Below are 12,929 nucleotides of genomic sequence, written 5' to 3'. Positions count from 1 at the left end.
GTTCCTGCTCTAAAAAAGAGAGTCCTTTCTGCAATCCAAAGGGACTCTCTTTTGCATTAAAAAATTCTTTAATCAATGTGCAAAGCTCACTGGATAGCATATCTCCATACAAGTCCATTCCATGAAGCCTTGCATGAAGCTTTTTCAAGTCCTAATTTCACAATATCACCTCTTTTTGATAACTTCCAATTTCCCCAGTTCTATAAACTGGGATTTACTGTTCTTGTTGAAATATGAAATTATAAATTATATCTGCGGTCTTTTCAGCATTGGAAAAAAGAGAGGGGTGCCCCCCGTTTGGGAAAAGATACACGGAAGATTGAGGAAGTATAGACGCCATTTCTCTGTATTCTTCTTCAATGTTGTATCGGCAACTTTCATCTTCTTTACTTCCCATAAATAGGATTGGCGTTTTTAATTCCTCCAATGGCTTATGGAATAGTGGGCGCTTTTCCTCCGCACACTTCAATAATGCTTCTGTATCAAGGTCAACTATCTTTTCCCAGTCTGCGCCTTGACACCATTCGTAAAATTGTCTTGACTGTGTATCTTCTTTCGCCGATTTCCTTTCAGATAAAAGGTTAGCGGAAAAATTTTCATTAAGAGTACGTCCGTCAAAGCTGTCTGCTACGACTGCATGAAACAGGTCGGGGCGTTCCAATGCCGCATTGACTGCCGCCCATGCACCGCCGCTTGTTCCAATAAGACTTACTTTTCCACACTGTAAATGCTCGGCAAGAGCAATCGTCTGCAAGGCTTCGTCATACCACATATCCGGCGAAAAGTTTTCTACTCGATCTGACTGCCCGTTACCTAAAAAGTCAATTAGAATACATCTAAATTTTTCTGCATACAGCGGCATGAGAAGTTCAGACATTTTAGAGGAAGCCGTATTGCCATGTAAAAAAATAAGCGGTTCGCCTTGCCCGTATTCTTCATAATAAACAGATTTCCCCTGATACTTAAAATATGCCATTATATCACCTCTCTTTTGGGGTTTAGTCAATAAGATAAGTCCCGATCTGTCTTTACTTGCATTATATCATGCTGTTATAAGCATTGTCATTTCCTTTCTGCTTTTGAAACGCTACTTATTATCCTCTTTTTGTAAAGGGTACTGTTCAGCATTGCTTACGCAACAAGCCCTTGACAAACCATAGCTAATAAGTTTTAAGATAATCAAGCAGAAATGAAATGGTCTGGTATTTCACGGCATAGAAAAAGACTCTCTTTTTCAAGTGTCGTTCTTCTATGACTCTGTATTTCTTTGCATAAGTCGTTACATCAAGCTCTTTCATTTGTTGTAATTTCGTTGTAAATGGCTTCTTTTTCTTTTATTTGTTTTATTGATAGATATAGTGTTTATGTGGATATTCGTAGTTTTTTACTTGTTTTTTATCAAAACAGGCCCAAACGCACTGCGCAGTTCTGTAAAAACCTATACAAACGAGGGTATCCCAAAAGTCATGAGCTGACTGTAAGGATACCCTCGTTTTTTAGAAACTCAGATACTTTTTTAAATGGAAAGAGGACGCCCTCTCCTATGAATCGAACCATTCGTAGTCCGGGGACATCCTCTTTTTGTGTTGTCTATAAATCTTTGGGGCAGTGCTCTTTGGACGGCCTGCCCGGTCAACTATCTTACCGCAGAATCATTCCCACAAAATCTGCGATAGGGTTATCCCACCGAAACGACACACTGCAGAACCGGCGCTTCCCCTGGCATCTGCGTGTAAACGCCCGTGGAGGAACCCGGAGTACCAATAGCCCAAACGCGGAAATAGTAGTCATTTCCGATCTTTGCCACATACTGTGTCTTGAGCGTGTTGCCATTGCCAACCGTGAAGCTCGGCATCACGGCGCTGCCATTTACCACCGTCATCTTGAAGCAATAAGCATTGCCTCTCTTCAGGACAAACGGCATGGTGGTATCGGAGATCACGGACTTCGCCGCAGGCACTACCGGCGTGGCCGGTGTAACAACTGCCGCCACCGTTCCTTCTCCTGCATAAGAACCGCCGCCGTTCGAAGAGCCACCGCCCTTATGTCCGCCGGAAGAACCTCCGCTGGAAGGCTTGCTTGCATTTTTCACCGCTGTCTCAAGCGCATCCACAAGCGCATCCACCTCGTCCTGCGTTGCCATGCCGTCCGCGAGCAACGCAATCGCTTCCTCTCGCAAGGTTACAACCTTTGCATCTGTATAATCCTTGGTCTTTTCGATCAACTCTTCCAGTTTGGTTGTATCCGGAATCAAGCGGAGTTTCGCCATCGCAACTGCAAGACGGCTGGTCATGGTTTCTACCTCTGCCTGGGCCGGATCGGGCTGCTCCACCAGTTCCTCCGCTTCTGCAAGGATTTCAACAAATTCATCCCACGCTGCATCCTTGATATACTCATCTTCCTCATAAGTCTTTGCAACAGCGATTAGATTTTTGAGGCCATCCAGATCTGCGCCCAGTTCCAAACTGTTCATCGCTTCGATCAGTTGATCCGCCATCTCATCGATGTCTTCCTGCAAGGAGTCCTGTGCGTCATACATCGCCTGCGCCTCGTCGCGAACAACGGTCAAAGCTTCCCAAGAAGCTGCCGTATAGAGGGCGGGGTCAAGGCTCTCACAAGCATCCAGCAATGCCTTGAGCAGCGTCATGTCGCCATTCTTGAATTGCAGGCACTGAATCGCATTCAACAGCTTGTTCCACGCACCGTCAATGGCAACTTGATCGGCCGTAGCGCTCTCTGCGATTGCTTCTGCTTCGACGATCGCTTTATCCAACGCTTCTCTTACATCGCTCAATGCCGCATTGTACTCATCGCTTCCCTGCAATTCTTTGGCAATTTGCAAGGTAGTGTTCAGGGTCAGCTTATTGACGATGGTAAAGTCAAAGTGAAGTTTCTGATCTTCATCACCCATTGTGGTCGTATAGGTGTACAAGTTCTTCTCATAGTCGTCCTGGGGTTCTTCATTGACGGAAACGCCCGCAATCTCCCTACCAGAAGCAGCTGGGGCGAAGGAAAGAGTAACCTCATCGCCAGGTGCTACGGTCCCCAGATAGGCGCCTGCCGCATCCAGGATTGCATCCGCATAGCCATCTACTTCCATGGTCACCGAAGGGGTATAGGTAACCATCAGCGTATTGCCGGCTTCCGGTGTAATTGCGCTATCTTCATTTCCCGACGTGGTGAACGCTTTCAGGCAAACATTGCCCAATGCGCCCCACATATCGCCGTCAAAATCGCCTGCTACTTCGATGTTCACACCACTGGTTCCGGGTTTGATGTTCCCTGTCCAATTTCCCTGGTTCTGCGACCTTGGGTCCACGCGCTTGGAATGCGCTGTGTAATTCTCGCCGACCTCATCGAGATCGAGCCAGTCTTGGCCGTTGACGTTGACAAAGCTTTCGCGTGCTCCAATATTGGCGACACAGCGAACATTGTCAAAGTTTCCGCTCATTTCCGTTGCCACCGGGAAAGCCCTGCCGAGCGGGTTCTCCATCGTGACGACAACGGAATATTTCTCGCCTTCTGCAAGGTTGACCCACTGGTCTTCATCCAAGTAGATCGTGTGATAGCCCGGATATGCTTCCGTGCCCGTGATGGGCTCTCTATACGCCTTCGCTGCGCCGATGGGCGAATTTGGATAATCCGGGAGCTGTGTGTAAACCTGAATGGAATATTCTGCATTCGCGTCCGTCGTATAGAAGGAAACCGCCTTCAACGTCTCGTCCTCTGTGGCAGTAAATACATTGGCCATGGATACCGGGGCGTCCTTTTCCTCTGCGCCCACAGACATGCTCCACCCCGTGCCATCGTACTGATACAGGTGGTCGTACGATTCTTCATCAATCGGGGTCTTGTCCAGATTATACTGCATCACTTCGGTAATACTGCCCTCGTCGTAGGACATGTAGAACAAGCCGTCATAGGCGTCTCTGCCCCAGCTGTTGCGGATCAGCCAGCCGCCGTCGTGTTCCGGCATTCCAAAGTCATTAGCAAACAGCTCCTTGGGGATATTGTCGTCCCAGCCGACCAGCTGTACCGCATGGTTGCAGTCGCCAAATCCCGAACCAGAGAACTGGGTCTTAACCGGCACGCCGTTGTATTCCACATAATTGTATCCATTGGAATTATAGGAAATTCCCAAGCTGCCGCCTTCCCACAAGGCCTTTTTCACCGCTGTACCGTCCAGGTTGCCGTCGGCGTCACGAGTCGGCAGGTAGTTTGTGCTCTCCAAACGGTACTCCTGATCGAACTGAATATCGGGGTCCAGATCCTCATATTTGTCGGCTTCCGGCGAACCGGTGGACGCCGGATAGGGAAGCTCTTCCTCCAATACTGGACCTACGCCTCTTGCCAGAGTCGCCGCTGCAATAAAGGTGTTTCCGCCGCGGGTATACTCTGCAAATTTCTTGTCTCCGTCCGATTCGTTATACTCAAACGGCAGATAGGTATCGCCTTCGGTGCCGTCCGCGGGATCATCCGGGTTGGCGCGGCCGTGGAAAGCAAAGTAAGCCAGATGGATCGGCGAGAACACAGGCGCGTCCTCACCCATCTCCTCAAATAAATCGGAGGCCATGGCGCCGGTGCCGCTAAATGCCCAACAGGTTCCCCAACCTCCCTGCTGGCGTACTTCCGTTGTCAGTTTTCCGCTCTCAATCGCATTGTAGGCCTCGGGCAATTCCTCATTGTCTGCCAGAGTACGCGCCATTTTCTTGGCAGTTGGAGCAGCGTTCAGCATGTACGACAGATCCATATTGGGGGAGGAATACGAGGACATGGTTTTTCCCATGACCGCTCCCTCCTGCGGTTTTTTGTCCGCGGCTGCCGCTGCTGTCGTCCCGGCAAAGGAAGCCGTCAACATGGAACATGCCAACAATACGGACAAGATTTTGTTTGCTGACTTCATAAACTCAACCTCACTTCACAAAAGAATTTAGAAAACATGTGTCAAAACATGCCCTTTCCGATCCGCATTTTGTCTATTATTAGAATCATACTCCTGCGGGAAAAACCTGTCAAGGCTGTTTTAGCTTTGTTTTGCATATACAACAAATCTTCATTGCATCTGTTGTCTAAATTTCCTGCGATAACGGCGTGTTTTTACTATAATTTTCCTTATTTTTGAAGGATTTTCTTTTTCTCTTGCAACATTTCATAAATTCACTAATTTAGCGCACTAAACTTCGTGTAAAAACACAACACTTTACAATAAAAAACTATATAAATCGCCCATGAAAACAACAGGCCCTCGAAGGTTTTTTCGAGGGCCATTGCTTTCAGAGGATTTTCCTAGGATCTAAATGGACATAAAATCATTCTCATGCTCCTACAGACACAACACACTGCAAGACCGGCGCTTCTCCCGGCATCTGCGTATACACGCCCGTACTCTGCCCGGGTGTACCAATCGCGTAAACGCGGAAATAGTAATCGTTGCCTACCTTCGCAACATACTGTGTTTTTAGTACGCTACCGTTTCCAACCGTGAAGTTCGGCGTGGCCGCGCTGCCATTTACGACCGTCATCTTAAAGCAATAAGCGCTGCCCCTCTTCAGAATGAATGGCGCTGTTGTGTCTGAAATCACCGACTTTGCCGCCGTGCCGACCGTTGCAGAAGAACCTACAACCGCTGATGCAATTCCTTCCCCTGCATACGAAGTGTCGCCGCCAGAGCCGGAGGAACTCCCCTTATGTCCGCCAGAAGAGCTGCCTCCACCGGAAGGCTTGTTTGCGTTCTTCATCGCTGTCTCAAGCGCATCTGCCAGCGCGTCAACCTCTTCCTGAGATGCCATCCCGCCTGCAAGCAGTTCAATCGCCTGCTTGCGCAGCGCCATCACCTTTGCATCGGTGTTGCCCTCGGTTTTTGCGATCAAGTCCTCGAGCTTGCTTGTATCCGGAATCAAACGGATATTGGCCATCGCCGTGGTAAGCTCGACAATCATCGCCGTAACATCCTCCTGGGAAGGATCGGTAGAGGCAAGCAGCGCATCTGCCCGTCCCAGAACCTCTTCAAAGACTTCCCAGTTCTTATCCTGAATGTAGTCTTCTGCCTGGTAAGAATGTGCTTCCTCCGCCAAAGCCTGGAGCTGGTCCAGCGCTGTCGCAGGAACCAAATCATTCAGTGCATTCGCCAACGCCTGGGTCATTTCGTCGATTTCCTGCTGCAAGGAATCCTGTCCGTCCAACAGCGCCTGTGCTTCGTCCCGCACCACAACCATTGCATTCCAGGAGTCCTGCGTGAAGTCTTTTTGATTGAGGGAATTTGCGATATCAAGTACTGCCTCCAGGCCAGCCATATTGCCATTCTTAAATTGTAAGGCCTGTACAGCATCGAACAGGAACTTCCATGCATCGTCAATTTCTTCCTGGGTAGCCGTCGTGCTTGCAGCAATCTTTTCCCCATTGGAAATCGCCAGATCCAGCGCCTCCTGTACGTCACTCAACGCTTCGTCATATTCGTCACTCTTCTGGGCTTCTTTTGCCAACTGCAAAGCAGCGTTTAAGGTGATCTTATTGACAATACGGAAGTCAAAATCGATGGACGTATTCTCTTCGCCCATAGTCCATGTATAGGTAAACAGATTCTGACTGTAATCGTCCGTGGGTTCCCCATTGATGGAGACACCGGTGATCTCTCTGCCCGGAACAACTGGAGCAAAGGAGAAGGTCAACTGCTTTCCAGGGACAACTTTTCCCATATAGACGCCCGGCGCGTTGACCAGGGTATCCGCGGAACCATTGACTTTGAGCGTGACGCTCGCGTCATAGTTGATTGTAAGAATCTTTGCCTCTGCCGGTGTAATGGCACTGTCTTCGTTTCCTTCCGTGGTAAATGCCTTCAAGCAGACGTTGGCCAAATCGTCCCATACGTCGCCGTCAAAGTCGCCCGCAACCTCAATGTGCACGCCACTGGTACCGGGTTTGATGTTCCCTGTCCAATCTCCCTGGTTCTGCGAATTCGGGTCCACGCGCTTGGAATGCGCCGTGTAATTCTCGCCGACCTCCGCCAAATCAATCCAGCTGTCGCCGCCGTCCACGCTGATGAAGCTCTGGTGGCGTTCGATCCCCGCCTGTACGCGGAAATTGTCCAGAGTGGCATTCATTTCACAGGCAACCGGGAACGCCCTGCCAAGCGGGTTCTTCATGGTTACCACCACGGAGTAGTTTTCGCCCTCTTTCAGATTGACCGGCTCATCGAGGTAAACCGTATGATACCCCGGATACTTCTCCGTACCTGTCTGCGGCTCCTCATAAGCCTTGTTGCCGCTGGTTGGGTTATAATTGTTGGTGTTTGTATACACCTGGATGGAATACTCTGCATCTGCATCGGTGGTGTAGAAAGAAACCGCCTTCAAGGTTTCATCGCTTGTCGCGGTAAAAATATTGGCCATGGGTACTGCCGCGGACTTGTCCTCTGCGCCTGCGGACATGGACCAACCGGTTCCATCGTACTGATAGGTGTGGTCGAATTCATCCGCATCCCCTACCTGATACTGGGAAACCTCTGTGATGGTCCCCTCATCGTAGGACATGTAGAAATAACCGTGCATATAAGACCAGTCGCCCCAGCTGTTGCGGATCAGCCAGCCGCCGTCGTGCTCCGGCGAATTGCCCTGTGCGTCCTGGAAATACTCCTTCGGGATATTATCATCCCAACCGACAATCTGCACCGCATGGTTGCAATCGCCAAACTCAGAGCCCGTGTAATGTGTCATAATGACCTTATTTCCCTGGCCGTCATCCCCAATCATCGCCGGCTGGTAATCTTCCTCATAGTAAAGGGCCTTTGTCCCGTTGGAATCGTAGGCAACCTCCAGGCTGCCGCCATTTTCCAAGAGCGCCCATTTGATAGCGGTTGTATCCAGTTCTCCGTCCGCATTCCTGGTCGGCAGATAGTCGCTGTTGCTCAGGCGGTACTCCTGTTGAAATTGAATTTCCGGATTCAGATCGAGCCACGGCGTCTTGTCCACCTCATAGAAAGGATCTGGATACGGAGCCACTTCGTCCAAAACAGGGCCAACGCCTCTGGCAAGCGTAGCATTGCTGCAGAATGTGTTGCCGCCGCCGACATATTCCCGATAATCATCCTCGATCATACTCTCGTCATATTCATAGGGCAGATAGGTGTCCCCATCCGTCTGGTCCGCCGGATCGCCCGGATTGGCCTTTCCATGGAAGGCAAAATAGGCCAGATGGGTCGGAGAAAGCACGGGTGTATCTTCCTCGAGTTTATCATACAGGCTCGAAGCGACCGCGCCTGTGGCGGCAAACGCCCAACAGGTTCCCCAGCCGCCCTGGTCGCGTACCTCTGGGGTGACACGCCCTGCATCCACTGTATTATAGGCGGACGGCAATTCTGTCCGGGCGGCTCTTGAAAGCACATTGGGCTTCACAGTATCCCGCAACATATAGGATGTATCCATCCCCGGGCCGGAATATCCCATGACCGCACCGGTCTCGATCTCACCCTCTACGGGTACGGGCTTGTCCGTCGCTGCAAAAGCGCTCGTCCCTGCAAAGGAAGCTGCCAACATCGAGCAAGCCAACAGTAAGGATAAGACCTTCTTTCCTGTCTTCATAAACTCAACCTCGCTTTGTCTTTGATTTAAACAGAATAAAAACAACTGACGATTCATGTTTATTCATATTCTGTTCATAGGACTGATGATACTCCTGAAAAGATTCTCTGTCAAGGTGATTTGATTATTTTTTGCATATTAATTTGAACAATCCTGCATATACATGTGAAATCAACCATAAATCTGCATCTTATTTTGGGTATTCGGATATTTTTTGCATGCAATTTTTTAATTCTTTCTTTAATTTATCTATTTATCGATTTACTTTAACAAAACCAAGTCACTACTTTGGCAATTTCAGTTGCCGTTTTTATACCAAAGCCCTGAAAAATTATACAAAGAATATACGAATTTTTCGTCGGATTGCCACATCATAAAAATAGTCACGGCGCGCAAAAAGAGGCCGGAGAGAATGCATTCTCTCCGGCCTCTTTGCCTTTTATTCTCCATAGGAACGACGAGTCAGACGTTCCTTTCGCTTTTGCTGTAAGGACTTCCGTTCCGTTTCGGATAACTCCACTGGCTGCTGTTCGGCCTCTCTTTCCAATTCCTCCACAGCTGTACGCGCCACTTTCTGGAGAATCTTCTCCAATTCCTCTTCTGTCAAATGCAACGCGCCACCTCCACCCCTCATACGCTCCTGCTCTTATTATAAGGAAGAAGGGGTAGAAAAATCCAGTGGAATATTTTGTCATCCTATTCCTGTGGTTGCGCTGCTACAACAGCAATGCCCAATTCTTGCAGCTGTTTGGCATCTACATCGGTGGGCGCCTCCGTCATCAGATCGCTTGAGGATGCCACCTTTGGGAAAGCGATCACTTCGCGGATGCTATCACAGCCGAGCATCAACATAACCAAGCGGTCCAGACCAAAGGCCATGCCACCGTGCGGCGGAGCGCCGTACTTAAACGCATCAATCAAGAATCCAAAGCGATGCTGCGCCTCCTCTGGAGTAAAGCCGAGTGCTTCAAACATTTTTGCCTGCAATTCCGAGTCATTGATACGCAGTGAACCGCCGCCAACTTCATTGCCGTCGAGCACCATATCATACGCTACCGCACATACAGCGCCAGGGTCCGACGTCAGTTTTTCGATGTCCTCCGGACGCGGCATTGTAAAGGGGTGGTGCATCGCCACCCAGCGTTGTTCTTCCTTGCTGTATTCGAACATCGGGAAATCTGTGATCCAAAGCAAACACGGCTTGCTCTTGTCGATCATATCAAAGCGCTCGGCTAAGTTACAGCGCAGCGCCCCAAGCGAGTCCCACACAACCTTGTTTTCATCGCTGGCAACCAGCAGCAGCACATCTCCAGGTTCAGCCCCCATCGCATCGCGGATGGCCGATACCTCATCCGAAGAGAGGAACTTTTCGTACGAAGAAGTCTCTTTCTCTGCAAGCCTTGTCCACGCCAGGCCCTTTGCGCCATAGGCCTTAATCCATTCGGTCAGTTTGTCGATCTCCTTCCGGCTGAGCGCTTCCGCCTTCCCCTTCAAGTTGATGCCGCGGACCGAACCGCCGCCCGCCAAGGCGCCAGCAAACACCTTAAACTCTGTATTTCGAAGCGAATCACTTAAATCAATTAGCTCCATCCCAAAGCGTAAATCCGGTTTATCTGAGCCGAACCGATTCATTGCTTCGTGCCAGGTCATCCGGCGGAAGGGGGTTTCAATGTCGATGTTCAGCACCTCTTTATAAACACGCTTCATAAACCCTTCGCCGATGGCCATCACATCGTCCTGATCTACAAAACTCATTTCCAGGTCAATCTGGGTGAATTCCGGCTGCCGGTCTGCACGCAGGTCCTCGTCGCGGAAGCAACGTGCAATCTGCATATAGCGGTCGAAACCGGAAAGCATCAACAGCTGCTTAAAAAGCTGCGGGGACTGCGGAAGCGCAAAGAAACTGCCCGGGAACACACGGGACGGCACCAGATAGTCGCGAGCCCCCTCCGGCGTGGATTTAATTAGATCCGGCGTTTCAATCTCGATAAAGCCATTCTGGTCAAAGTAGTCGTGCGCCACTTTAACAATCTTATGGCGGCCGATGATCTTGCGCTGCATATCCGGGCGGCGCAAATCAAGATAACGATACTTGAGGCGAGTATCCTCCTTGACATTGGAATCCTCCACGATCTCAAACGGCGGCGTCTCGGACTTCGCCAGGACACGCAGTTCAACGACTTCCAGCTCAATGTCTCCTGTGGGCAGCTCCGGATTTTTTGAGGTACGCTCGCGCACAGTTCCCCTCGCAAGAAGCACAAATTCAGCGCGGGCAGCAAAGGCTTTCTCAAAAATGGCACGATCCGTTCCCTCATCAAATGCCAACTGTACAATGCCGGTGCGGTCCCGCAGATCGATGAAGATCAGCTGCCCCAGATCGCGTTGGCGCTGTACCCAACCACAGACGACCACTTCTTTTCCAATATCCGTACTGCGTAGCTCGCCGCAGTAATGGGTCCGTTTCAAACCCGTCATAAATTCCGCCATAGATGGCACCTCCAAAATGATAATCGATTCCTATACATCCGCACCAGCCGTTCTTCCAAACCGTTCTAAGGGGCTGGTTTTCAAACAAGTGCAGACATCGCCGCAGAACCAACCGCTCCTGTACGCACAATGGTTGCTCTAAAACGACCTTTTCGATCAGAATGTGAAATCTTCCTGCTCGGTAGAAAGGCAGACATACTGCTCGACAAAGTTCTTGGACAGGTCGATCTCCTTCTTTTCGCCGGTTTTCATATTTTTTAAGACCGCCTTCTGGCTGGCAATCTCGTCGTCGCCCAATACCATACTGTATTTTGCGCCGATCTTATCCGCATATTTCATTTGCGCCTTGAGTCCTCGATCATTTTCATCGCAGGCGGCAATGATGGAATATTTACGCAGGCAGTCCGCCAGCTTGAATGCTTCCACATGCGCCGCCTCTCCCAGCGAAGCAATAAAGATTTCACAGCGGTCCGGTTCCGGCATCTCAATGTTCTGTTTGTTCATCACCATCATTAAACGTTCGATCCCCATGGCGAATCCCAGCCCTGCAAGCGGCTGGCCGCCCATCTCTTCGACAAGTCCATTGTAGCGGCCGCCACCACAGAGCGTGCTCTGGGCGCCGAGATCTCCACTGATAAATTCAAAGACTGTATTGGTATAATAATCCAACCCGCGCACAATCGTCGGATTTACCGTAAATTCTGTTCCCACTGCGGTCAAGTACCGTTGTACGGATTCAAAGTGCGCCTTGCAGTCGTCGCAAAGATAGTCCAAAATCTTCGGCGCACCTTCTGCAATTTCGGAACAAATCGGGCTCTTACAGTCCAAAATCCGCATCGGGTTGCGTTCCAAACGCCCCTGACATGTTTCGCACAGTTGATCTTTATACTGCGCAAAGTACGCCTTCAAAGCCTTGTGGAACTCTGCGCGGCAAGTTGGACACCCAATTGAATTAATCTCTAAGCGCAGGTTTTTAATCCCCAGCCGGTCAAATACTCCCTTTGCCAGACCGATCACCTCAGCGTCTGCACTGGGGCTGTTAGAGCCAAACATCTCGACTCCAAACTGATGGAATTCGCGCAGGCGGCCTGCCTGCGTATTCTCGTAACGGTAACAGGTGGTAAAATAGTGCAGCTTGACCGGCAGCCCATTATTGTATAGCGCGTGCTCCAAAAGGGCGCGCACAACGCCTGCGGTCCCCTCCGGCCGCAGCGTGATCGAACGGCCGCCCTTGTCCTGGAAGGTATACATCTCCTTTTGCACCACGTCGGTGGTCTCCCCCACGGAACGCTGAAACAGACGCGTATCCTCAAAGACCGGCGTGCGGATCTCCTGGAAACCGTGCATAGCCGCTTCACTGCGCATCACATCCTCCACCACCTGCCAGTTTTCGCTCTGGCCCGGAAGGATGTCCTGCGTCCCTTTTTGTGCCTTAATCAATTCCATCTGATTGCCTCCCTATTGCATTGTTCGATTCCCCTCGGCGGCGTAAAAAGAAACCCCTCGTCCCCGATGAAAGGGACGAGGGGAAAATCCTCGCGGTGCCACCCTTTTTCAGAGATTCCCTTATCGAAATCTCCCTCAAAGCGCCCCAAAATCCGGTCCCCGCGTGGGGCTTGCGCGTAGCTCGCGGGTGTCTTTCGCCGGCCTTCCATTTGCAGCACGCTCTCAGCTTTGCGCACCTCTCTGTGGCAGGAAAACCGGGTACTCTTCCCGTATCATCGCCGTCTGTCTGCGCTGATACGCAAACAAAAGGAACCGTGTAAGCCTAACGTGATTTTACACGGTTCTGTTCCTTTTATAATTCTAATATGCAACATTAGATAAAATTCTCATATTCCCCAGATACAGCAGCTCTAACTGCTT

General features: G+C 50.2%; 6 protein-coding genes. All 6 read right to left on the bottom strand.

The genetic code is table 11. The features are described from left to right. Positions 1-214: 214 nt before the first annotated feature. Positions 215-976, bottom strand: a complete 762-nt coding sequence (locus B9Y59_RS01085) for an alpha/beta fold hydrolase (RefSeq protein WP_085531275.1) — start codon at positions 974-976, stop codon at positions 215-217. A gap of 702 nt (positions 977-1,678) precedes the next feature. Beyond that, positions 1,679-4,903, bottom strand: a complete 3,225-nt coding sequence (locus B9Y59_RS01080) for a lectin like domain-containing protein (RefSeq protein WP_085531273.1) — start codon at positions 4,901-4,903, stop codon at positions 1,679-1,681. Between the two features lie 412 nt (positions 4,904-5,315). Further along, complete coding sequence (locus B9Y59_RS01075; protein WP_158088907.1) at positions 5,316-8,576, bottom strand: lectin like domain-containing protein; 3,261 nt, start codon at positions 8,574-8,576, stop codon at positions 5,316-5,318. A gap of 439 nt (positions 8,577-9,015) precedes the next feature. Further along, a complete protein-coding gene (locus B9Y59_RS15585) occupies positions 9,016-9,189 on the bottom strand; it encodes a hypothetical protein (protein ID WP_158088906.1) in 174 nt (57 codons plus the stop codon). Positions 9,190-9,272: 83 nt separating this feature from the next. After that, positions 9,273-11,063, bottom strand: a complete 1,791-nt coding sequence (gene aspS, locus B9Y59_RS01070; RefSeq protein ID WP_085531269.1) for an aspartate--tRNA ligase — start codon at positions 11,061-11,063, stop codon at positions 9,273-9,275. 156 nt (positions 11,064-11,219) lie between these two features. Then, positions 11,220-12,509: a histidine--tRNA ligase gene (gene hisS / locus B9Y59_RS01065; protein ID WP_085531267.1), complete on the bottom strand. Its 1,290-nt coding sequence runs from the start codon at positions 12,507-12,509 to the stop codon at positions 11,220-11,222. Positions 12,510-12,929 lie beyond the last annotated feature (420 nt).

Origin of the sequence: Anaeromassilibacillus sp. Marseille-P3371 (assembly GCF_900169665.1) — a bacterium.
Taxonomy (GTDB): Bacteria; Bacillota; Clostridia; order Oscillospirales; family Acutalibacteraceae; genus Anaeromassilibacillus.
The sequence above is the reverse complement of the archived record's forward strand: the minus strand, read 5'-3'. Positions and strand labels throughout refer to the sequence as shown.

Coding starts and splice junctions, on each gene's coding strand:
- hisS (WP_085531267.1), bottom strand. CDS start 12,509: ATGGAATTGATTAAGGCACAAAAAGGGACGCAGGACATCCTTCCGGGC.
- B9Y59_RS01080 (WP_085531273.1), bottom strand. CDS start 4,903: ATGAAGTCAGCAAACAAAATCTTGTCCGTATTGTTGGCATGTTCCATG.
- B9Y59_RS01075 (WP_158088907.1), bottom strand. CDS start 8,576: ATGAAGACAGGAAAGAAGGTCTTATCCTTACTGTTGGCTTGCTCGATG.
- aspS (WP_085531269.1), bottom strand. CDS start 11,063: ATGGCGGAATTTATGACGGGTTTGAAACGGACCCATTACTGCGGCGAG.
- B9Y59_RS01085 (WP_085531275.1), bottom strand. CDS start 976: ATGGCATATTTTAAGTATCAGGGGAAATCTGTTTATTATGAAGAATAC.